The sequence below is a fragment of the Hydrogenivirga sp. genome (assembly GCF_056450045.1).
In genome coordinates, this window is the sequence record NZ_JBWONM010000175.1 from 1 (window position 1) to 19,171 (window position 19,171).

The 19,171-nt window shown below is 50.6% G+C and carries 25 protein-coding genes; 16 read left to right on the top strand and 9 right to left on the bottom strand.

The genetic code is table 11. The annotated features are described in order from the left end of the window. Positions 1 to 4: 4 nt before the first annotated feature. Positions 5 to 649 carry a response regulator transcription factor gene (locus AC1HCM_RS07165; RefSeq protein WP_479461083.1) on the bottom strand — a complete coding sequence of 215 codons (645 nt, stop codon included), beginning with the start codon at positions 647 to 649 and terminating at the stop codon, positions 5 to 7. A gap of 125 nt (positions 650 to 774) precedes the next feature. Here AC1HCM_RS07165 and AC1HCM_RS07170 point away from each other — a divergent pair, with 125 nt between their 5' ends. The 6 genes from AC1HCM_RS07170 to AC1HCM_RS07195 are packed head-to-tail and all read left to right on the top strand — an operon-like array spanning position 775 to position 3,892. After that, entirely contained in the window at positions 775 to 1,242 is a 468-nt protein-coding gene (locus tag AC1HCM_RS07170; protein WP_479461084.1) for an iron-sulfur cluster assembly scaffold protein, read from the top strand. Between the two features lie 2 nt (positions 1,243 to 1,244). Then, entirely contained in the window at positions 1,245 to 2,291 is a 1,047-nt protein-coding gene (locus AC1HCM_RS07175) for a hypothetical protein (protein WP_479461085.1), read from the top strand. Beyond that, positions 2,288 to 2,542 carry a sulfurtransferase TusA family protein gene (locus AC1HCM_RS07180; RefSeq protein ID WP_479461086.1) on the top strand — a complete coding sequence of 85 codons (255 nt, stop codon included), beginning with the start codon at positions 2,288 to 2,290 and terminating at the stop codon, positions 2,540 to 2,542. The genes AC1HCM_RS07175 and AC1HCM_RS07180 overlap by 4 nt, the downstream gene beginning before the upstream one ends. Then, positions 2,539 to 2,784 (top strand): DUF1858 domain-containing protein, encoded by a 246-nt coding sequence (locus AC1HCM_RS07185; RefSeq protein ID WP_479461087.1) that lies wholly within the window; start codon positions 2,539 to 2,541, stop codon positions 2,782 to 2,784. The genes AC1HCM_RS07180 and AC1HCM_RS07185 overlap by 4 nt, the downstream gene beginning before the upstream one ends. Then, a complete protein-coding gene (locus AC1HCM_RS07190; RefSeq protein WP_479461088.1) occupies positions 2,784 to 3,035 on the top strand; it encodes a NifU family protein in 252 nt (83 codons plus the stop codon). Before AC1HCM_RS07185 ends, AC1HCM_RS07190 begins: the two co-directional genes overlap by 1 nt. Beyond that, positions 3,032 to 3,892: a shikimate dehydrogenase gene (locus tag AC1HCM_RS07195; protein ID WP_479461089.1), complete on the top strand. Its 861-nt coding sequence runs from the start codon at positions 3,032 to 3,034 to the stop codon at positions 3,890 to 3,892. The genes AC1HCM_RS07190 and AC1HCM_RS07195 overlap by 4 nt, the downstream gene beginning before the upstream one ends. Here the strand turns inward: AC1HCM_RS07195 and AC1HCM_RS07200 are convergent. Next, a complete protein-coding gene (locus AC1HCM_RS07200; RefSeq protein ID WP_479461090.1) occupies positions 3,843 to 4,466 on the bottom strand; it encodes a hypothetical protein in 624 nt (207 codons plus the stop codon). The two genes, AC1HCM_RS07195 and AC1HCM_RS07200, sit on opposite strands and share 50 nt — an antisense overlap. Before the next feature lie 83 nt (positions 4,467 to 4,549). On the opposite strand from AC1HCM_RS07200, the gene AC1HCM_RS07205 reads away from it, so the two are divergent. Further along, positions 4,550 to 4,912: a hypothetical protein gene (locus AC1HCM_RS07205; protein WP_479461091.1), complete on the top strand. Its 363-nt coding sequence runs from the start codon at positions 4,550 to 4,552 to the stop codon at positions 4,910 to 4,912. Positions 4,913 to 4,916: 4 nt separating this feature from the next. On the opposite strand, the gene AC1HCM_RS07210 is transcribed toward AC1HCM_RS07205, so the two are convergent. Next, positions 4,917 to 5,567 (bottom strand): YidH family protein, encoded by a 651-nt coding sequence (locus AC1HCM_RS07210; RefSeq protein ID WP_479461092.1) that lies wholly within the window; start codon positions 5,565 to 5,567, stop codon positions 4,917 to 4,919. Between the two features lie 76 nt (positions 5,568 to 5,643). Between AC1HCM_RS07210 and hemA the strand changes: the two genes are divergently transcribed. Genes hemA through murA form a run of 4 tightly spaced genes read left to right on the top strand, consistent with a single transcriptional unit; the run spans position 5,644 to position 8,533 of the window. Beyond that, positions 5,644 to 6,867, top strand: coding sequence for a glutamyl-tRNA reductase (hemA, locus tag AC1HCM_RS07215; RefSeq protein ID WP_479461093.1), 1,224 nt, complete (start codon positions 5,644 to 5,646; stop codon positions 6,865 to 6,867). Next, on the top strand, positions 6,839 to 7,111 hold the full coding sequence (locus AC1HCM_RS07220; protein WP_479461094.1) for an Lrp/AsnC ligand binding domain-containing protein: 273 nt from the start codon (positions 6,839 to 6,841) through the stop codon (positions 7,109 to 7,111). Before hemA ends, AC1HCM_RS07220 begins: the two co-directional genes overlap by 29 nt. Next, positions 7,108 to 7,281: a hypothetical protein gene (locus AC1HCM_RS07225; RefSeq protein ID WP_479461095.1), complete on the top strand. Its 174-nt coding sequence runs from the start codon at positions 7,108 to 7,110 to the stop codon at positions 7,279 to 7,281. The genes AC1HCM_RS07220 and AC1HCM_RS07225 overlap by 4 nt, the downstream gene beginning before the upstream one ends. After that, entirely contained in the window at positions 7,256 to 8,533 is a 1,278-nt protein-coding gene (gene murA / locus AC1HCM_RS07230) for a UDP-N-acetylglucosamine 1-carboxyvinyltransferase (RefSeq protein ID WP_479461096.1), read from the top strand. Before AC1HCM_RS07225 ends, murA begins: the two co-directional genes overlap by 26 nt. Here murA and AC1HCM_RS07235 read toward each other — a convergent pair. Further along, a complete protein-coding gene (locus AC1HCM_RS07235) occupies positions 8,526 to 8,960 on the bottom strand; it encodes an Hsp20/alpha crystallin family protein (RefSeq protein ID WP_479461097.1) in 435 nt (144 codons plus the stop codon). The two genes, murA and AC1HCM_RS07235, sit on opposite strands and share 8 nt — an antisense overlap. A gap of 52 nt (positions 8,961 to 9,012) precedes the next feature. Next, positions 9,013 to 9,600 (bottom strand): nicotinamidase, encoded by a 588-nt coding sequence (locus tag AC1HCM_RS07240; RefSeq protein ID WP_479461098.1) that lies wholly within the window; start codon positions 9,598 to 9,600, stop codon positions 9,013 to 9,015. Between the two features lie 72 nt (positions 9,601 to 9,672). Here AC1HCM_RS07240 and AC1HCM_RS07245 point away from each other — a divergent pair, with 72 nt between their 5' ends. The 3 genes from AC1HCM_RS07245 to AC1HCM_RS07255 are packed head-to-tail and all read left to right on the top strand — an operon-like array spanning position 9,673 to position 13,519. Further along, positions 9,673 to 11,016: a hypothetical protein gene (locus tag AC1HCM_RS07245; RefSeq protein WP_479461099.1), complete on the top strand. Its 1,344-nt coding sequence runs from the start codon at positions 9,673 to 9,675 to the stop codon at positions 11,014 to 11,016. A gap of 18 nt (positions 11,017 to 11,034) precedes the next feature. Further along, positions 11,035 to 12,321 (top strand): serine hydroxymethyltransferase, encoded by a 1,287-nt coding sequence (gene glyA / locus AC1HCM_RS07250; RefSeq protein ID WP_479461100.1) that lies wholly within the window; start codon positions 11,035 to 11,037, stop codon positions 12,319 to 12,321. Next, positions 12,287 to 13,519 (top strand): EAL and HDOD domain-containing protein, encoded by a 1,233-nt coding sequence (locus AC1HCM_RS07255; RefSeq protein WP_479461101.1) that lies wholly within the window; start codon positions 12,287 to 12,289, stop codon positions 13,517 to 13,519. Before glyA ends, AC1HCM_RS07255 begins: the two co-directional genes overlap by 35 nt. Here AC1HCM_RS07255 and AC1HCM_RS07260 read toward each other — a convergent pair. The 4 genes from AC1HCM_RS07260 to atpA are packed head-to-tail and all read right to left on the bottom strand — an operon-like array spanning position 13,516 to position 16,606. Further along, entirely contained in the window at positions 13,516 to 13,836 is a 321-nt protein-coding gene (locus AC1HCM_RS07260; RefSeq protein WP_479461102.1) for a rhodanese-like domain-containing protein, read from the bottom strand. The genes AC1HCM_RS07255 and AC1HCM_RS07260 overlap by 4 nt on opposite strands. Further along, positions 13,799 to 14,209, bottom strand: coding sequence for an aspartate 1-decarboxylase (gene panD, locus AC1HCM_RS07265; protein WP_479461103.1), 411 nt, complete (start codon positions 14,207 to 14,209; stop codon positions 13,799 to 13,801). The genes AC1HCM_RS07260 and panD overlap by 38 nt, the downstream gene beginning before the upstream one ends. Positions 14,210 to 14,267: 58 nt before the next feature. Next, entirely contained in the window at positions 14,268 to 15,098 is an 831-nt protein-coding gene (locus tag AC1HCM_RS07270; RefSeq protein WP_479461104.1) for a DUF72 domain-containing protein, read from the bottom strand. Further along, entirely contained in the window at positions 15,095 to 16,606 is a 1,512-nt protein-coding gene (gene atpA, locus AC1HCM_RS07275; protein WP_479461105.1) for a F0F1 ATP synthase subunit alpha, read from the bottom strand. Before atpA ends, AC1HCM_RS07270 begins: the two co-directional genes overlap by 4 nt. Before the next feature lie 112 nt (positions 16,607 to 16,718). Between atpA and ilvB the strand changes: the two genes are divergently transcribed. Next, positions 16,719 to 18,470 carry a biosynthetic-type acetolactate synthase large subunit gene (gene ilvB / locus AC1HCM_RS07280; protein WP_479461106.1) on the top strand — a complete coding sequence of 584 codons (1,752 nt, stop codon included), beginning with the start codon at positions 16,719 to 16,721 and terminating at the stop codon, positions 18,468 to 18,470. A gap of 11 nt (positions 18,471 to 18,481) precedes the next feature. Then, positions 18,482 to 19,063, top strand: coding sequence for an acetolactate synthase small subunit (ilvN, locus tag AC1HCM_RS07285; RefSeq protein WP_479461107.1), 582 nt, complete (start codon positions 18,482 to 18,484; stop codon positions 19,061 to 19,063). Positions 19,064 to 19,171: the final 108 nt, after the last annotated feature.

The window sequence follows — 19,171 nt, forward strand, 5'->3', positions numbered from 1 at the left end:
ACTCTCATACCAGCTTGTAGCCCACACCCTTGTATGTCTTTATGCTTTCGGGAGGGAGAACCTTCCTGAGCTCCTTTATATAAGCCCTAACAACATCGCTTCCCACCGGCTTGTCCTCCCATATGCAGCTCAAGATGGTTTCGGTGCTGACAACCCTTCCCCTGTTCTTTACAAGAAGGCTAAGGAGCTCCCAGGCGGTCTTTGATAGATGGACCTCCTTACCTCCCCTGTATATTGCCTTCCCCTCAAGATCAATCTCCACATCCCCTATCTTCAGGAGGGACTGCTGGGAAACCCTTCTGAGGAGCGCCCTGAGTCTTAAAAGGAGCTCTTTTGGCTCAAAGGGCTTTGTTAGGTAATCATCAGCGCCGAGGTTAAAGCAGACCTCCTTGTCTCTAATAGCCCTCTTTGCTGTCAGTATAAGGACGGGAGTCCTAACACCCTCCTCCCTGAGCTCCTTGAGTATATCCTCTCCATCCCTGTACTTGAGCATCAGGTCCAGAACTATTACGTCATAGGCGCTCAGCGATCTAACATCCTCTATATTCCTCTCGTCCTTAACCCACTTGACGCTGAAACCTTCCCTTTCAAGATACTCCTTCAAGCTCTCCCCAAGTATTGGGTCGTCCTCCACAAGTAGTAACCTCATCTCCCCCATAGAATAAAATAGCAAAGATAAGAGACGCTCCAAGTATTTGACCTCTATCATAACTGAATCGGAGTGCAGGAAGATATTAATACCTGTAAAATCTAAAGCTGAAAGGAGGTGCTAAGATGAGCTTTGAATACAACGAGAAGGTTCTTGACCACTTCTTGAACCCAAGGAACGTCGGCGTTCTTGAGGGTGCAAACGGTGTGGGCCAGTGTGGTAACCCAGCCTGTGGAGATGCCATGCTGTTTACCATAAAGGTGAATCCTGAGAACGATATCATAGAGGATGTCAGGTTCAAAACCTTCGGGTGTGGTTCCGCCATAGCAGTCAGCTCCCAGCTGACCGAGATGATAAAGGGTAAGGACATAAACTACGCCCTGAACCTGACCTACAAGGACATATTTGACGAGCTCGGAGGACTCCCGCCTCAGAAGATACACTGTACAAACCTCGGACTTGAGACCCTCCACGTGGCTATAAAGGACTACCTCCTCAAGCAGGGAAGAGAGGAAGAGGCTGCCAAGATACCCGACTGCTACGAAGAAGAGGAGGAGGAAGAACAGGGCGAGTTTGAGTTCCTGAGCACCTGAGTATGGAAAGGGTTAGGGCTGTCGCTCTGCTGAGTGGAGGGCTTGACAGCAGTTTAGCCGTCCGCATTCTTCAGGAGCAGGGCGTTGAGGTCAAGGCGCTTCACTTTTATACAGGCTTCTGCATCACCGAGCACAAGAGGCGCCTTGGTCTCACCAAGGAGGACGGACGGCAGTATGTCAATCCTGCGTTGAAGGCGGCAGCCCAGCTCGGTGTTCCCCTTGAGATCATTGATATATCCAGCGAATACTACGATATAGTCCTAAATCCAAAGTACGGGTACGGCAAGAACGTCAATCCCTGCATAGACTGTCGCATATTCATGCTACGGAAGGCTAAAGAGATTATGGAAAGGGAGGGCTATCACTTCGTCGTTACGGGAGAGGTCCTCTACCAAAGACCTATGAGCCAGACTCCAGAGAGATTGAGGCTGATAGAGAAGGAATCCGGTCTTGAGGGATACATCGTAAGACCCCTCTCTGCAAAGGTTCTACCGCCTACGGTGCCGGAGAAAAGGGGCTGGATTGAGAGGAGCAAGCTCTACGGGATAATGGGAAGAAGCAGGAAGAAGCAGATGGAGCTTGCGAAGAGGTTTGGCATTGAAGAATACGAACAGCCTGCGGGGGGATGCTGCTACCTTACGGACGAGAACTACGCCTACAGGTTTAAAGAAGCCTTCGCTACCGAGGGAACCGTAACGAGGGACGACCTTGTCCTCTTTTCCGTCGGGAGACACCTCAGGCTCCCATCGGGTACAAAGCTCATAGTGGCGCGTAACGAAGGAGAGGTAAACTTTCTAAAGGGCTTCAGAGAGAGATACGGCTACGCTTACAGGAAGGATGGAAAGGGAACCTTCGCTCTCATAAAGGGGAAACCCTCCGAGGAGGAGCTCCAAATTATAGCGGATATCATAGCGAGGTACTCCAAAAGGGAAGAAAGTGATATACATATGAAGGTAGGAGATAGGGAGATGGTGCTCCGTGGAGTGCCAGCTGAAGATGAGTTTATAGAGGAGCTCAAGATATATCGTAGAGAAGGAGTGGCGCTATGAAGCTTGAGGACATCAAGCCCGACGTTGTTCACGATGTTACGGGAACATACTGCCCTGTCCCCATAGCTGAGACCGCAAAGCAGATAAAGGATATGGAGATTGGGCAGGTCTTGGAGCTGATAGCGGACGACCCCGGCGTGGTTGAGGACATACCAGCCTGGTGTCAATCAACGGGCCAGGAGTTCTTGGGAATGTACGAGGAAGATGGAGAGTATCATCTCTTTGTGAAGAAGGTAAAGGAGCTCTCATGACTGCTGTCAAGATAACCGAGGACATGCTTCTTGGGGAACTCTTCTCCCTTTTTCCAGAGGCAAGGGACATCTTAGCCTCCTACGGATATATGAAGATAGTTGAGATGGATGTTGAGGACATAGTTATTGATAAGCTCTCACTGAGGGGGCTTTTGAGGCTCCTTAACCTTGGGGATGAGGAGGCAGGAGCCGTAATAAGGGAAATCCAGAGCCTTTATAAAAAAAAGCTGGAGGAACAGTAATGGTGAAGAGAGAGTTTGACGAGGTTGAGAAGGTCCTTGAGAAGATCCGCCCAGCTCTGAAGGACCACCAGGGTAGCCTCAAGATAGTGAACATTGAGGATGGAGTAGTTTACCTTCAGTTTGAGGGTGGATGTTCCGACTGTCCCGTAGTTGACGTTTCTCTCAAGAACGTGGTTGACATAGCCCTCAAGGGGAACCTTAAGTGGGTAAAGAAAGTAGAGGTCCTTCCCTCCAAACTTGAGCTTTCATGACCGTAAAGGGGTCCTCCCTCCTCTTCGGGGTGGTCGGACACCCCATCAGCCACTCCCTCTCTCCAGTCTTTCAGAACGCAGCCCTTGAGTATTTGGGTATAGACGCCGTTTACGTCCCCTTTGACGTTCCCCCTGAAAGCTTCAGGGGCTTCATAGAGGGCGTGAGAGCCCTTAAGAACCTTGTCGGTCTGAACATTACCGTCCCCCACAAGGAAGAAGCTCTCAGGCTTGCAGACAGGGTAAGCGATGAGGCTAAGGCTATAGGTGCTGCCAACACACTTAAGTTCTCAGGAGGGTTGATTGAGGCTCACAACACCGACTGGGTGGGCTTTCTGAAGACAGCTCAGATGGTTACCTCCCTTGAGGAAAAGAAGGTTCTTCTCTTAGGTGCGGGAGGAGCTTCAAGGGCTGTCCTCTACGCTCTCAAGAAAGCTGGAGCAAAAGTATATCTCTGGAATAGAACACGGGAGAGAGCTCAGTCCCTTGTTAGGGAGTTCGGAGTCCAGCTTGCACAGAACATAGAAACAGCACTCAGGGATGTGGATATACTGGTGAACACGACCAGCGTTGGTCTTAAAGACGATGACCCCCCGCTCTTTGACTACAACCTCCTTACACCCGACAAGGTCGTTATAGACATAATCTACAAAGAGACCCCCCTTCTCAGAAGGGCTAAGGAGGTGGGTTGTAAATACGTTGGTGGCTTTCCCATGCTTGTATATCAGGGAGCTGAGAGCTTTCGCCTATGGACCGGCTGTGAGCCACCTCTTAAGGTGATGGAGCTCTCCCTAAAAGACTATGGATACCCTATAGGGCGCTCCAGAAATCCCCGGCAAACTTCTGGGCAGCCTTCTTAACAGCCCTGACCACCAAGGAGTCCCTGTTGGGTAGCTTGTCTGTCCTCTGAATACCCTTTGAACACTGTCTTGCTTCAGCCTTTCCGTCATAGACACCGCCAAGGATGAGGCTTCCCTTTTTCGTCTCATAAACCTTAGCAGCTATAACTACGTACGCTCTCCTTACAACGCAGAACTCATCTCCCTTCTTTGTGGAGCCTTCGCTGTACTCAACCTTCAGGGGCTCAAGGACTATCAGCGTGTTTACGTCCGACTCCTTCCCTACAGCCACTATCTCCTGAGGGGAGGAGGAGCCAAGCACCTGCACCTCTTTGCGGGTTATAAGGACGAAATCAACCTTCTGACCTCCTATCGTGCTCCTTATGGCGTAGCTAACGGGCTGCTTGAGAAGCTTAGCTTCAAACTCCCTTACAGCCACCTTCTGGTAGGCTTTATCCACCTTGCCGCTGTCAAGCAGAACTACCTTGGTTCTAACCGTGCTTGAGCCAACTATCTTGTGTATTGGGGTTCTGCTCGTTGTGGCACACCCGACCACCAAGAACAGTATCAGAAGGACGGGAAAGAACTTTCTCATTATGGTTGCTATTTTAACGTAATTACATTTTGAACATAAAGGGTTTTGACAGGAGGGTTGAAGAAGTGATATACTAATAAACCATGATAAGACCAAGGCTAAAATCCCTGAGTAGCTTTGCTTTATTCGGTCTGCTCTCCTTTGCAGCTACTAAGGAAAACTGGTGTCCAAGGGACAAGGTCGTTGTTGACGATCCCAATATAAAAGTAAAGATTGAGGGCATAATTGACTACGAAGACACCAACTTCTGCAAGATAACTATTAAGCAGAAGAAGATCACCTCGCAAATACTCTATACAGAGGACGGAACCTACTACAAGTGGATTCAGTTTGAGAACGGAAAAAAGAGAACTGAGCTTGATATAAAGGGTAAGAAGGCTGTCTTAAAAATGTATGACGAAAAAGGTAATGTCATAGAGGAGCTTAAATCCAAAGAATACTTTTAGCTAATTAGATAATTCTGAGAACATCAAACAGAAGAATAAAGTTTATTGTGAATATTATTATTCCAACCATTATGTAAAGCCCTGTGTGGGTTCTGTAGGAGCCTCCATCAACATCTTTAACGGTCTTATAAAAGTTAAGAGTGCCAAGGCTCAGGGCAAGAAGGCTCATAACCATAATAGTTATTCCTATCCACTTCAGAGACGATATGTCCGCAGAAAAGTTAAGGTGTATCTTGCTCTGGAGCTCATTTAAGAATATCTCAAACTTGTCAACGACGAAGCCGAAGATCATGAGGGCTATGCTAGTTCTTACCCACGCAAGGAATGTCCTTTCAGCAGCCATGTAAATCCTTGGATCTACAACCTCCTTCTCAGGCACTTTTTCTCCTCCACTGATGTATTTAAGGTCAGAAAAAAGCTTTACAAAGGCATAGATATTGGAAGCTACCGCCAAGGAGATCACTACGATAGACATGTGTATAAACTCTCTGTTAAAGCTTCTGAAGAAGGCAAGATTTAGGAGAGCCACCTTGTTCAGTATCAGACCTATAACGCTCGCTTGAAAAGATAGCTTTAGTATTGAGAGATAGGTTCGTTCCGTAGCCATATAGAGCCGAGGTTCTCTTAAGGGTGGTAAGTGCTTGAATACTATCACGGGATATCTAATTATAACACACCCGAAGCTCAGTTTGAGCTATTGCCGTTCGGGACAAGGCATATAATTAAATGTGATGGGGGAAGTTTACGCCTTAGGGGTCAATTTCAAAACCGCGCCCGTAGAGATAAGGGAGAGGCTCGCCTGCAGTCCTGAAGAGACGAGGAAGATACTCCCAGAGCTTAAGACCGCCTCTGGTGTTGAGGAGCTTTGCATACTCTCAACCTGCAACCGTGTTGAGATATACGCCTTCTCAACCGATGAGGAGAGCGTAAACCTCCTCCTTTCTCTCTTTCTCAAGATAAAGGGTCTTGAGGATGCCCGCAGGCATATCTTCCTCCGCAAGGGGGAGCAGGCTGTCTTCCATGTCTTTAAGGTAGCCTCAAGCCTTGACTCCATGGTTGTGGGAGAACCCCAGATAGTCTCCCAGTTCAAAGAGTCCTTCAGGATAGCCAAGGAGCTGGGAACCACGGGGAAGATACTCAACAGGCTCTTTGAGAAAGCCCTCAGGGCTTCAAAGCGTGTCAGGGTTGAGACGGGCATAAGCAGGAACGCTGTCTCTGTTAGCTATGCGGCGGTTGAGCTTGCAAAGAAGATATTTGGAGACCTGAAGAAGGCTAAGGTCCTCCTCGTTGGGGCGGGTGAGATGGGGGAGCTGGCAGCCAACTACCTTAAGAGGCTCGGCTGTCAGGTATTCATAACGAACAGAACCTATGAAAAGGCTCTGAAGCTTTCCCAGGAGCTCGGTGGAAACGCCCTCAGGTTTGAGGAGCTTGAGGACTACCTCTCCAACATGGATATCGTCATAGTCTCAACGGGGGCAAAGAGCTTCGTCCTGACGCAGGAGCTTGTCAAGAGGGCTATGAAGAGGAGAAATTACGAGCCCATGTTCCTGATAGACATATCGGTCCCGAGGAACGTTGAGCCCTCCGTGGGAAGTATTGATGAGGTCTTCCTTTACGATATAGACGACCTCAAAGAGGTCGTGGAGAGCAACCTCAGGGACAGGATGAAGGAGGCTAAGAGGGGTGAGATAATCCTCTGGGACGAGGTGAAGAAGTTCATGGGATGGATGGAGAGCCTGAAGGTTGAGCCGATGATACTGAAGCTCAAGGAAATGACGGGGGAGATGGAGAGGGAGAATCCATACATACGCAGGCTCGTCTTCAGGGCTATAAGGGAAATGAAGAGAAATCCCGATGCCGCATCTATAATATTCAGGATATTCAGCGAGGAGGTTGAAGATGTCAACGGAAGAAAAGGCTTATCCTATGTCTATAACAGAGCTGATGGAGCTTGAAGCGGAACACGCCATAAGGGCGTACATACTTCTCAAGGCGGAGCCAAGGGAGATACCCTCCATAATGTTAGCCCTATCAACCTTTGAGGGGGTCAAGACCGCGGACGTCGTCACGGGTCCCTACGACATAATAGTCTTTGTAGAGGTTCCCAACCAAGACGAGCTGGGTAGGCTCGTCATAAACAAGATACACTCTCTGGAGGGGGTTAAAGAGGCTATAACCTGCGTGGTAGTGAGGATATGAACTACCCAAAGGTGATAGAGGAAGAGGACAGGATAATAGTCATATACTCCGATGAACCGATCCACTCTCAGGAGAACGACGAGGGGATCCTGCTCTTCTACTCAAAGGATGGGGATATTGTTAAGATAATAATTCCTAAGGATGATGAACACTACCTCATATTCCTCTGATGCCCTCCTCATTGAGGGAGGGACGAGGCTCAGGGGTAGGGTAAGGGTCTCGGGGGCAAAGAACGCAAGCCTGCCTATAATATTCGCCACCATACTCACCAGAGAGCACTGCACTGTGGAGGATGTCCCCCAGCTCCTTGATGTTAAGAACGCTTGCGAGCTTCTTCTGATGCTCGGTGCTGAGGGTTGTAGAGAGGGAAGTAGTGTTCTGATAGACCCTTCGGGTATAAGTTCCTACGAAGCTCCTCCCGAGATAGTTAGGAAGATGAGGGCTTCCGTCCTAAGCCTCGGACCTCTTCTGGCGAGATTTGGAACCGCAAGGGTCGCACTGCCGGGGGGATGCTCTATAGGAGCGAGACCAATAGACCAGCACCTCAAGTTCTTCGCCAAGGCTGGAGCTGACGTTTCCCTCAAGGATGGCTTTGTTCATGTTGAGCTTAAAAGGAAGAAGCCCCTTGAGTTCAGCTTTGAGCTCATAACCGTAACTGGAACGGAGAATGCTCTCCTTTATCTGAGCTCCGTTGAAGGAAGGAGCGTTCTCAGGAACATAGCCCTTGAGCCGGAGGTTATGGACCTCGTTGAGGTTCTCAGAAAGATGGGAACCGAGATAGAGATTGAGGGAAGGACAGCTCTCGTCAGGGGTTCTGCCCATCTCAGAGGCTTTCACCACAAGGTGATACCCGATAGGATAGAGGCTGGCACTCTTATGGTAGCCTCCCTGCTGACCGATGGGGAGGTCTATATTGAAAACGTCGTTCCAAAGCACATGGAGTCGGTTATAGATACCCTAAGATCCATGGGAGCATCAATAGAGAGGAGGGGCGATGCCCTTATGGTTAGGGGAATGGCTACCAAACCTGTGGACGTTTACACCTCGGAGTTTCCCGGCTTTCCGACCGACATGCAGGCTCAGGTAATGGTTCTCCTCTCCCTCGCAGAGGGAAGGTCTAAGGTCTATGAAAGCATCTTTGAGAACAGATTCCAGCACGTTTACGAGCTCAGGAAGATGGGAGCAAAGATTGACGTTAGGGGGAGAACAGCCTTCGTAGAGGGAGTAAAGGAGCTTCACGGGGCTGAGGTCTTCTCAACGGATCTGAGGGCATCCGCATCCCTCGTACTCGCAGGACTGGTCGCAAAGGGAACTACGGTGGTAAGGGACCTCCATCACTTAGACAGGGGGTATGAACGTCTTGAGGAAAAGTTGAAGGAGCTGGGAGCCTCCGTTGAGAGACTCCCTTCCCTCGTTAGCTGACCTGGACCTTTGCCTCCTTGGTCACCTTTACCTTGGGTATCCTTATCTCAAGAACGCCGTCCTTGTACTCAGCCTTAGCCTCCTCGGGCTTAACCTCCGTGGGAAGGGGAACTATCCTCTCAATGGTTCCGTAGAACCTCTCCACCCTGTAAACGTTCTCGGTCTTCTCTTCCTTTTCCTCCTTCTTCTCAGCCTTTATGTGGACAGCGTTCTCCTTTATGGTTACGTCTATGTCCTCCTTCTTCACTCCGGGCAGCTCAGCCTTCACAACTACCTCAGAGTCCGTCTCATAGACGTCTACGGGCGGTGCTATGATCTCTTCCCTCTCCGCCCTCGTTGGGAGAACCTCTTCAAAGAGCTTGTCAAACTCTCTCCTGAGTCTCTCCAGCTCTGCAAAGGGTGTCCATACAGCCAAGCCTCTCCTCATCTTTTCCACCTCCTTTATAGATTTTTTCATAAAAAATTTTAGTGTTTTATTATCAAGTTGTCAAGTCCTTCAGTTCTGTACCTATCGCTCCTCTGCTGAGCATGAGCTCTATAGCCCTCTCGCTGTCGCCGGGCTTCACGTCAACCCCCTTGATGCCGTCAAGCAGGAGCAGAGTCTCAAAGCCGAGATTGAGGGCTCCAAGAACCGTGTTCTTCACGCAGTAGTCCGTTGCAACGCCTCCCACGAAGACCCTCCTTACCCCCCTCTCTCTGAGGAGCTGTTCAAGTATGGTCCCCTGAAAGCCCGAGTAAGCATCAAAGTCCCTTGATGTTCCTTTTGAGATAATGAACTTGTTATCAAGGGGTATTCTGAGGTCTTTATGAAACATAGCTCCTTCCGTATCCTGAACGCAGTGGGGAGGCCAGACTCCCCCATGACCCTTGAAGGATATGTGGTCTGGCGGGTGCCAGTCACGGGTGAAGAATACGGGAAGACCTTCCTTTTCAAATAGCTCTATGTAGCGGTTGAGGATGGGGACTATCCTATCCCCTTCGGGAACGGGAAGGGCTCCTCCGGGCATGAAATCGTTCTGCATGTCAACCACGATGAGGGCATCTCTCTCTCCCACCTTTACCTTCATCTTCTCACCTCCTCTTCATAAACTAATTTAGACCCTTGCCCCTTCCTGAGGTTAAAATTTCTTAATCCAGTAATGAGAATCGTTTTTTACACCGATGAAGAGGCAGACGATAGGTTAAGAGATCTCAACGTGAATGGTATTGTTTATCTTGCCAGCGCTGAGGATGGGGAGGTGAGCTATCACCTCATAGACTGCTGTGACCACCTGGGAGAGAAGGTAATACTCGTCAGGCATAGGGAAGACTTCTGGGAGCGGGAGCTCATAGACATACTCTCCGACAGCCCCGACCTTGATACAGCCCTTGAGAGGATAGAGGGGGAGGGTAACTTCGTCTGCTTCTATGCCGAACCTGCGGGGAGCTACGTGAGGATAACCTTTAGCGAACCCCCCTCCTGGGAAGAGCTGCGAGATGTTCTCCTCGCCCAAGATCTGGATGCCCTTGGAGAGCTGTTCGCCAGGTGGTCAGGGAACCTGAGCCTTGATACGGTCAAGAGGGTTCTTGCCTTTGAGGACTACACCCCCGATATGCTCGGAAACTTCTTAGGACACATCCTATTCAGGATAGACGAGGAAGAGCTTGAGGAGCTTTACAGATTTTTAAAGGAGAAGGAAAATAGGTCGGGAGATGGGCAGAGAAGGGTGTTCGCCGAGAGGTCCCTGTATGTAAAAGCGAGGATAGCAGGATCCAGCGAAGGTGAAGGGGAGCTTGAGGAACTCATCCAAATGCTTGAAAGCTACCTTCTGACCATCTCATCACCGGCGGAGAGAGCCCTCACCATATACGAGGTTGTGGCAAGCCTCGGGACGGAGAATACGAGAGCCCTGAAGCGCATCCTATACGGCTTTGACCGCTACCTGACCTACACCGATGAGTTCTCCCCCCTCATATTCGGAGATATGGGCATGGGATTTCACAGCGAGTGGGAGAGCACTGAGAATACCGAATACAGGGAGCTGGCTCTTGTGATGCTTCAGAAAGCGGTCTTTTCGGTACGGGAGCTTCTCCGGCTGGGGAAGGCTTCCGATATGTCAATAAATCTAAACAACATCTTCGCTTACATCTCAGTACTTATACCGCTCCTTTACGATGAATCTGAGGAGCTTCTATCCGAGGATGTAATAAACTCACGTCTTTCGGAGGTAAGAGAGACCTTCCTTCTGGGGATAGACCTTTTCCTGAACTTCTTTGACCATCTGACCCTTGAAAACTTCAGGAGCTATTTTACCTCCGATGAGGATGCGGACTCCATGGTTGAGAGCACCTTTGCCAACTTCCTCGCCATGGTTGAGTCCTACCTCGGTCTTGGGATTGATGAGGAGTGCGAAGAGGCTTGGAAGAGAGCTGTCCCTGAAGAGCCAACGCCCGAGGAGATGAGGGAAGGAGCCCTAACCCTCCGAAGGCTTGTAAAGACCTGAAGGTGTTATAATTCTTCCATGGAAAACCTGCTCAAAACGGACCCAGAGATCTTTGATGTGGTCGTTAAGGAGTACGAGAGGCAGTTCTACCACCTTGAGATGATAGCCTCCGAGAACTTTACCTCCCTCGCAGTTATGGAGGCAACTGGCAGCGTTCTGACAAACAAGTATGCCGAAGGTCTGCCCGGAAGGAGGTATTACGGAGGCTGTGAGTTCGTTGATATAGCGGAAAACCTCGCCATAGAGAGGGTTAAGAAGCTCTTTGGAGCTGAGCACGCAAACGTCCAGCCCCACTCGGGTTCCCAAGCCAACATGGCTGTTTACATGGCTGTGCTCCAGCCCGGCGATACCATAATGGGGATGAACCTCGCCCACGGAGGGCACCTTACCCACGGAGCCAAGGTGAACTTTTCCGGAAAGCTCTACAACGTTGTCCAGTACGGTGTGAATCCGGAGACCGAGCTGATTGATTACGATGAGATATACAGGCTCGCCAAGGAACACAAGCCAAAGCTGATAGTTGGGGGAGCCTCAGCCTACCCGAGGGTGATAGATTGGGCAAAGCTCAGAGAGATAGCGGACGAGGTTGGTGCCCTGCTGATGGTTGATATGGCTCACTATGCTGGGCTGATAGCTGCCGGGGAGTATCCAAACCCCGTTCCCGTGTCCCACTTCGTGACCTCAACTACCCACAAGACCCTCAGAGGACCAAGGAGCGGCTTTGTCCTGTGCAAGGCAGAGTTTGCCAAGGCTATAGACAAGGCTGTCTTTCCCGGAATACAGGGCGGACCCCTGATGCACGTTATAGCTGCAAAGGCTGTAGCCTTCAAGGAGGCTATGGGTGAGGACTTCAAGAGGTATGCAAAGCAGGTTATCTTGAACGCCCGTGTTCTGGCTGAAGAGCTCTCCAAAGAAGGCTTCAAGATAGTGACGGGGGGAACCGACAGCCATATAGTCCTCGTTGACCTGAGAAACATGAACCTTACGGGTAAAGAGGTTGAAGATGCCCTCGGAAAGGCAAACATAACGGTCAACAAGAACGCCGTCCCCTTTGACCCTCAGAAACCTACAGTAACGAGCGGTATAAGGATAGGAACGCCAGCCCTCACGACCAGAGGGATGAAGGAAGAGGAGATGAGGAAGATAGCCAAGATGATAACCACTGTTGTCAAGAACATGGGAGACGATAAGATTATAGAGAGAGTGAGGGAAGAGGTTAAGGAGCTGTGCGAGCAGTTCCCCCTCTATCCAGAGCTGAGGGAAAGGATATATGAGCTTCGCGATAGCAAGGCAGCCGGTCTTTAATGCCGACAGGAGCGTTTACGGGTACGAGGTATATCTGAGAAGGAGCGATGACCTTGAGAGGTATCCCCAGGACGTTCCCTTCAACAAGGCTACCTTCATAATAGCGGAGCTCGTTGCGGAGCTCGGTCTTCAGAAGGTCTCTGAGGGAAAGAAGATATTCATAAACGTTACCTTGGACTCACTCCTGAACAAGGTCCTTGACCTCCTACCAACAGAGATGGTCGTCTTTGAGCTCATGGTGCCTCAGATAAAGACGGGAGCATCAATATACGCAAGCGTTGTAAAGAGGATAGAGGAGCTCAAGGAAAAGGGTGGTATGTTTGCCCTCACCGAAGAGATGTACTCCGGAAAGTACGCCGATATACTGAGGATGTCCCACATGGTTGAGTTCTCGGTAAGGACCATTGATGAGGGAAAGGCTTCCGCTGTCAAGAGGAACAGAAAGAAGATCCTCATAACGAGGATAGAGAGCGAGGAAGACTACAAGAAGGCTCTCCAGTACGGAGACCTCTTTGAGGGTAAGTATCTCGGAGGGGTGAGCCTAATCAAGGAGTTTGAGCTCGCACCCTTCCTTAAGAGCACGCTGATGCGCATGATAGCAGCGCTCAATACGGTAAAGAGCATAAGGGAGTTCGCCAACATAATAGCCTCCGATGTGGGTATGGCTGCGAAGCTCCTGAGGTTCGTGAACTCAGCCTACTTCGGTAGGAGAAAGGAGATAAAGGACATAGTCCAGGCGTGTGCCTACTTAGGTATGGAAAACCTGAAGAAGTTCACCCTCCTGATAGCTACAAACGACTACGTGTCAGCTGAGAACCCTTACCTGTGGAAGAAGTCCCTCATAAGGGCTATCCTCGCTGAGGAGATAATGAGGAGGATTGACCCCCAGCTTGCCAACGAAGCCTACGTAGCTGGCCTGTTCTCCTTGATTGACAAGATCCTCGGTGTTGACAAGATAGAGTTCCTCAGAGAGGTGGACATTGATCAGGAGATAATAGATGCTTACACTGGAGCCAACAGAAACTTGAGCCTCGCACTCCAGGATGCCACGATACTTGAGGAGGCTCTGGAGCTTGGAGGGGACAGGCTTGAGACCATAGTTGAGAAGCTGGCGCCCCAGCTGAAGATGGAGCCTTATGAACTCAAGGACCTTCTCTTCAGGGCGCGCTCTCAGGCTGAGGAGGTTCTCCGCATTTAACCCTGCCCGCTCTCCTTCTCGTAGGGCCAAGAGATTATTCCACCGGCGAGGTTGTAAGCCTCATAACCCATGTGTCTGAGAAAGTAAGTTGCGAAGGCGCTCCTTTCGCCACTTCTACAGTAAACTATGTACTTCTTATCCTTGGGAAGCTCGGAGTACTTGTACCTGAGGTCATCAAGGGGAACGAACATGGAGTTAGGTATCCTGAGCTGAAAGTGCTCCGGAGGCGTTCTTACATCTAAGAGAACTACCTTATCCCCTTCCTTCTCCAGTATCTCCTTAGCTTCCTCGGGTGTCACTTCTGGCACATTGAACATCCTCTTCCTCCATGCTTCTTTTCAGGGAAACTATCCTGTTCTGGGAGTCAACGTAGACAAGTCTTGGACTGTAGTACTCAAGCTCATTCTCGTTGTATTCAGCGTAAGAGGCGATTATAATGAGGTCCCCTTTCGCTCCGAGCCTTGCGGCTGCCCCGTTGAGCCTAACGGTACCCGAGTACCTCGGAGCAGGTATGACGTAGGTTGTGAACCTGTCTCCCGTATTTATGTTGTAGACATCAATCTTTTCAAAGGGAAGCAGGTCTGCGGCTTCCATCAGCTCAAGGTCAAGGGAGAGACTCCCCTCGTAGTGAAGCTCCGCACCTGTAACCGTAAGCCTGTGAATCTTTGACTTCAGCATCTGTCTCTTCAACCTCTCACCTCCTGCAAAGAGAACAGAATAATAATATATGAAAAACCTTATAAATTTTCTACTCCCATAACCTTTTGGAGTAAAGGCTCCGCAGACCGGCTGGCACCTTCACCTCCTCGCCGAAGAGCTCCTTCATCTGGAGGGCGTTCAGTGCACCCTTCCCCCTGTAGTGGTTGTTGAAGAATATGTACGTCTCCTTACCTTCACACATCCTCTCCACCCTCTCCTTTATCTGCACAAGCTCTTCCTCGCTGTAGAGGTAATCATACCTTTCGTAAGATTCCTCCCCGCCGAACCACTTCTCCCTGTTCCTGCCGTGGAGCCTAACGTAGTTTATGCTTCCTACAGACCTCCAGGGACCTACAAGAATACCACGCACCTTCGGTGCGTCAATGTTCACAAGGGAAAAGCCCATCCTCTCTATCTCTGTAAAGACCTCACCCCTTGCAAAGCTCCTGCTCCTCAGCTCCAGAACCCTCTCGTAGCCTGAAAAGTCCTCCGAGAGCCTCTTTATGTAGTCCATGTTCTCGGGAGAGTAGCCAAAGCTCTGAGGGAACTGAAAGAGGAAGGCTATGAATCTATCGCTCTCAAGAAGAGGTGCAAGTCCCTGCAGGAAGGCTCCGAGCTCCCTTCGTGTATAGCTCCTATCGTGGGTGAATATCCTGTTGACCTTCACCGAGAACCTGAGCCTCCTCGCCTTCTCAAGGAAGCCTCTTATGGTGTGGATGTGGGGCATTGAGTAGAAGGTGTAGTTTATCTCAAGGACGCTGAAGAACCTCTCGTAATACCTTATCCACTCGCTTTGGGGCAGGTCGGAGGGGTAAAAGGTCCCCCTCCAATCCCTGTAGGAGAATCCGCTACAGCCTATATGTACGGGGCACCTTCTCAAGGAACGAACTTAGCCTTGAAGGTGTCCAGAGCCTCCTTTATCTTTCCCTTCAGCTCGTCGTCTAAAGCCTTCTTCTCCCTTATCTCCTGCAGAATGTCGGGTCTCTCGCTTTCAAGGAATGCGTACAGCTCCTTCTCAAACTTCCTGACCGACTCAACGGGAAGGTCATCAAGGTATCCGTTGGTCCCCGCAAATATGGCAACTATCTGCTTCTCAACGGGTAGCGGGTTGTAAGGCTCCTGCTTGAGAAGCTCCACGAGCCTCATACCCCTGTTTATGGTCTGCTGGGTAGCCTTGTCAAGCTCTGAGGCGAATTGGACGAAAGCCTCAAGCTCCCTGAACTGGGCGAGGTCAAGCCTGAGGGTCCCCGCCACCTGTTTCATAGCCTTTATCTGCGCCGCACCACCGACACGAGAAACGGAGAGACCGACGTTTATGGCGGGTCTCACGCCCTTGTTGAAGAGGTCTGGCTCAAGGTATATCTGCCCATCGGTTATGGAGATGACGTTCGTGGGTATGTAGGCGGCGACGTCACCGGCTTTGGTCTCAATTATTGGAAGGGCTGTGAGGGAACCTCCTCCAAGGTTATCGTTTAGCTTAGCAGCCCTCTCAAGGAGCCTTGAGTGGAGGTAAAAGACGTCTCCAGGGTATGCCTCCCTACCCGGAGGTCTTCTCATCAGCAGTGAGAGCTGTCTGTAAGCCTCCGCGTGCTTGGAAAGGTCATCGTATATGACGAGGGCGTGCTTCCCGTTGTCCCTGAAGTACTCACCTATGGTACATCCGACGAAGGGAGCGAGGTACTGCAGGGAGGCGGGGTCCGTTGCGGAGGCGACAACGACGGTGGTGTACTCCATAGCCCCTTCCTTCTCAAGGAGCTCAATTATCCTCGCCGTTGTTGACCTCTTCTGACCTATGGCGACGTATATGCAGTAAACGTCAGTGTCCTTCTGGTTGAGTATCGTGTCTATACATATTGTGGTCTTACCCGTTGCCCTGTCGCCTATTATCAGCTCCCTCTGACCCCTTCCTATGGGTATCATGGAGTCAATGGCCTTGATACCTGTCTGGAGGGGTTCGTGAACGGGCTTCCTGCTGACAACACCAGGAGCTATCTTCTCAACGGGGGACATGTACTCATACTCAACGGGTCCCTTGCCGTCCAGAGGCTCTCCGAGGGGGTTTATGACCCTCCCCACGAGGCTCTCGCCAACGGGAGCTGAGAGTATCTGGTTCGTTCTCCTTACTATGGAGCCTTCCTTTATTCCAGTTTCACTGCCGAGTATTATGATACCGACGTTGTCCTCCTCCAGGTTGAAGGCGAGCCCCTTCTCGCCGCCCTCAAACTCAACCACCTCCATAGCCATCGCATTCTCAAGTCCGTAGGCTCTGGCAACACCGTCACCCACGTAGTAGACTACGCCGACCTCCTCCATCTTGGCCTGGGCTTCAAAGTCCTTTATCTGCTGGCGAAGAAGCTCAAGAGCCTCCTCATAGCTGAGCATTCCCATTCCGGAACCTCCTACGGTTTATGTCCAAGATTATATCACAAGAGCTTGAACTTCCCTTGAGTTAATACAAATTTTATATATTACGATTTATTATGCAGGAGGAGAAAGTCTTATGTCAAGAAAGGGCGCGGACATAGTGATAGAGACCCTCAAGGAAGAGAAGGTTGAGGTGATATTCGGGCTCCCGGGCGGTGCGATAATGGAGGTCTACGATGCCCTCTACAGGGACGGGACCATAAAGCACATACTCGCCCGCCACGAGCAGGGCGCTGGACACATGGCGGAGGGCTATGCCAAGGCTACCGGCAAAGTAGGAGTGGCTATGACCACATCGGGACCGGGGGCTACCAACATAGTTACCCCCATAGCGGACGCCTACATGGACTCCGTTCCTCTCGTGGTTATAACCGGGCAGGTTCCCACCCACATGATAGGGAACGATGCCTTCCAAGAGGTTGATATAGTGGGTATAACGAGACCCATAACCAAGCACAACTTCCTCGTCAGAGATATAGACGAGCTTCCGCTCGTTCTCAGGGAAGCCTTCTATATAGCGAGGACTGGAAGACCGGGACCCGTTCTCGTTGATATACCCAAGGACATAACCCAGCAGCTGTCGGACGTTAAGATCCCCACCCTTGATGAGGTCAAGAAGAACCTGCCGGGCTATAAACCTCATGTTGAGGGAAATATCCAGCAGATAAAGAAGGCTGCCAAGCTCATAATGGAGGCGAAGAGACCCGTCCTCTACGTTGGGGGTGGAGCGGTAAATGCGGAGGCACAGGAGGAGCTTATAGAGCTTGCAGAGCTTATGAAGATACCCGTCACCACAACCACCCAGGGCAAGGGAGCTTTCCCCGAGAACCACCCCTTATCTCTTCGTATGCTCGGTATGCATGGTACTTACTACGCCAACATGGCTGTTTACAACTCCGACCTTCTGATTGCGGTCGGTGCGCGCTTTGATGACAGGGTTACCGGCAAGATAGACGAGTTCGCTCCGGAGGCGAAGATAATCCACATAGACATAGACCCCGCCTCAATATCCAAGAACATAATAGTGGACGTTCCCATAGTTGGGGATGTGAAGATAGTCCTGAGGAAGCTGATAAACGAGATAAAGAGAAGGGGAGTCAAGATACTCCATCCCGAGGAAAGGGAGAGATGGATTGAGCAGATAGAGAAGTGGAAGAAGCTCCACCCATTAACTTACAAGAACTCAAAGAAGGTTATAAAGCCCCAGTACGTGATAGAACAGATATACGAAGCCACCAAGGGTGATGCGATAATCGTCCCGGGCGTTGGTCAGCACCAGATGTGGGCTGCCATGTTCTACAAGTACTCCTACCCGAGGCAGTTCCTGAACTCAGGCGGTCTGGGCACGATGGGCTTTGGACTCCCCGCCGGTATTGGTGCAAAGATAGGGAGACCGGAGAAGGAGGTCTTTGTGGTTGATGGGGACGGCTCCTTCGTGATGACGATGCAGGAGATAATAACTGCGGTCCAGTACAGGATACCCGTCAGGGTCGCTATAATTAACAACGCCTATCTGGGAATGGTTCGTCAGTGGCAGGAGCTCTTCTACGACAAGAGGTACTCGGAGGTTGACCTCAGCCTTCAGCCGGACTTCGTTAAGCTCGCAGAAGCCATGGGAGCGGTTGGCTTCAGGGCGGAGAAGCCTAAGGAGGTAAGGGAGATACTTGAGGAGTCTCTGAAGATAGAGGACAAGCCGGTGATAATGGACTTCGTCGTTGACAGGGAGGAGAACGTCCTTCCTATGGTTCCTCCGGGTAAGTCTTACAGAGAGATGATACTTGAGGACGGCAGAGGAACGGAAGCCGAAACTATGTACCTTGTAGGTTAAGGAGGATTCTGATGGCTGATACCGTGGGAAGCTCTCAGATAAGCGTTACGAAGGCACCCAAGTTCAGGCAGACGAGGAAGGGGAGCGTTCGCAAGCACATAATAAACGTCAAGGTGCGCAACGAGATAGGGGTTCTTGCGAGGATAGCCACGCTGATAGCCGGAAAGGGCTACAACATAGAAAGTCTCTCCGTCGGTGAGACCAACGAACCCGGCATATCCCGTATGACCATTGAGGTTGTCGGGGACGATATAGTCATTGACCAGGTCGTAAAGCAACTGAGGAAGCTGATAGATACCCTCAAGGTAAGGGACCTTACCGATGTTCCCCACGTTGAGAGGGAGCTCGTTCTCATAAAGGTCCATACGCCGACCTCAAGGGCGAGGGACGAGGTTCTCAGGATAGTTGAGATATTCAGGGGAAAGATCGTTGATGTTTCTCAGGAAACCTACACCATAGAGGTGACGGGGGATGAGGACAAGATAAACGCCATGCTGGAGCTTCTTAAACCCTTCGGGATTAAGGAGATGGCGAGAACCGGAAAGGTGGCGATGAGAAGGGAGCTCTTTGTGGAGGAAAGCAACACGGAGTAACTCAAAAAAAGAGAGCATCAAACGATTCCTCCATTAAGAGGGTGAGCCTATGGTTGAAACTCCAAAGCTGTCTTCCCTTGCGGGGGAGCTTCTCAAGTTCTTCTTCCT

Excerpts from the sequence above, each read along its gene's own strand:
- AC1HCM_RS07195 (WP_479461089.1), top strand. The coding sequence starts at position 3,032 with ATGACCGTAAAGGGGTCCTCCCTCCTCTTCGGGGTGGTCGGACACCCC.
- glyA (WP_479461100.1), top strand. The coding sequence starts at position 11,035 with ATGGAAAACCTGCTCAAAACGGACCCAGAGATCTTTGATGTGGTCGTT.
- AC1HCM_RS07260 (WP_479461102.1), bottom strand. The coding sequence starts at position 13,836 with ATGTTCAATGTGCCAGAAGTGACACCCGAGGAAGCTAAGGAGATACTG.
- ilvN (WP_479461107.1), top strand. The coding sequence starts at position 18,482 with ATGGCTGATACCGTGGGAAGCTCTCAGATAAGCGTTACGAAGGCACCC.
- hemA (WP_479461093.1), top strand. The coding sequence starts at position 5,644 with ATGGGGGAAGTTTACGCCTTAGGGGTCAATTTCAAAACCGCGCCCGTA.
- AC1HCM_RS07170 (WP_479461084.1), top strand. The coding sequence starts at position 775 with ATGAGCTTTGAATACAACGAGAAGGTTCTTGACCACTTCTTGAACCCA.
- AC1HCM_RS07220 (WP_479461094.1), top strand. The coding sequence starts at position 6,839 with ATGTCTATAACAGAGCTGATGGAGCTTGAAGCGGAACACGCCATAAGG.
- AC1HCM_RS07235 (WP_479461097.1), bottom strand. The coding sequence starts at position 8,960 with ATGAGGAGAGGCTTGGCTGTATGGACACCCTTTGCAGAGCTGGAGAGA.
- AC1HCM_RS07185 (WP_479461087.1), top strand. The coding sequence starts at position 2,539 with ATGACTGCTGTCAAGATAACCGAGGACATGCTTCTTGGGGAACTCTTC.
- AC1HCM_RS07255 (WP_479461101.1), top strand. The coding sequence starts at position 12,287 with ATGAGCTTCGCGATAGCAAGGCAGCCGGTCTTTAATGCCGACAGGAGC.
- AC1HCM_RS07175 (WP_479461085.1), top strand. The coding sequence starts at position 1,245 with ATGGAAAGGGTTAGGGCTGTCGCTCTGCTGAGTGGAGGGCTTGACAGC.
- ilvB (WP_479461106.1), top strand. The coding sequence starts at position 16,719 with ATGTCAAGAAAGGGCGCGGACATAGTGATAGAGACCCTCAAGGAAGAG.
- AC1HCM_RS07190 (WP_479461088.1), top strand. The coding sequence starts at position 2,784 with ATGGTGAAGAGAGAGTTTGACGAGGTTGAGAAGGTCCTTGAGAAGATC.
- AC1HCM_RS07200 (WP_479461090.1), bottom strand. The coding sequence starts at position 4,466 with ATGAGAAAGTTCTTTCCCGTCCTTCTGATACTGTTCTTGGTGGTCGGG.
- AC1HCM_RS07180 (WP_479461086.1), top strand. The coding sequence starts at position 2,288 with ATGAAGCTTGAGGACATCAAGCCCGACGTTGTTCACGATGTTACGGGA.
- AC1HCM_RS07240 (WP_479461098.1), bottom strand. The coding sequence starts at position 9,600 with ATGAAGGTAAAGGTGGGAGAGAGAGATGCCCTCATCGTGGTTGACATG.
- atpA (WP_479461105.1), bottom strand. The coding sequence starts at position 16,606 with ATGGGAATGCTCAGCTATGAGGAGGCTCTTGAGCTTCTTCGCCAGCAG.
- murA (WP_479461096.1), top strand. The coding sequence starts at position 7,256 with ATGAACACTACCTCATATTCCTCTGATGCCCTCCTCATTGAGGGAGGG.
- AC1HCM_RS07245 (WP_479461099.1), top strand. The coding sequence starts at position 9,673 with ATGAGAATCGTTTTTTACACCGATGAAGAGGCAGACGATAGGTTAAGA.
- AC1HCM_RS07205 (WP_479461091.1), top strand. The coding sequence starts at position 4,550 with ATGATAAGACCAAGGCTAAAATCCCTGAGTAGCTTTGCTTTATTCGGT.
- AC1HCM_RS07165 (WP_479461083.1), bottom strand. The coding sequence starts at position 649 with ATGAGGTTACTACTTGTGGAGGACGACCCAATACTTGGGGAGAGCTTG.
- AC1HCM_RS07225 (WP_479461095.1), top strand. The coding sequence starts at position 7,108 with ATGAACTACCCAAAGGTGATAGAGGAAGAGGACAGGATAATAGTCATA.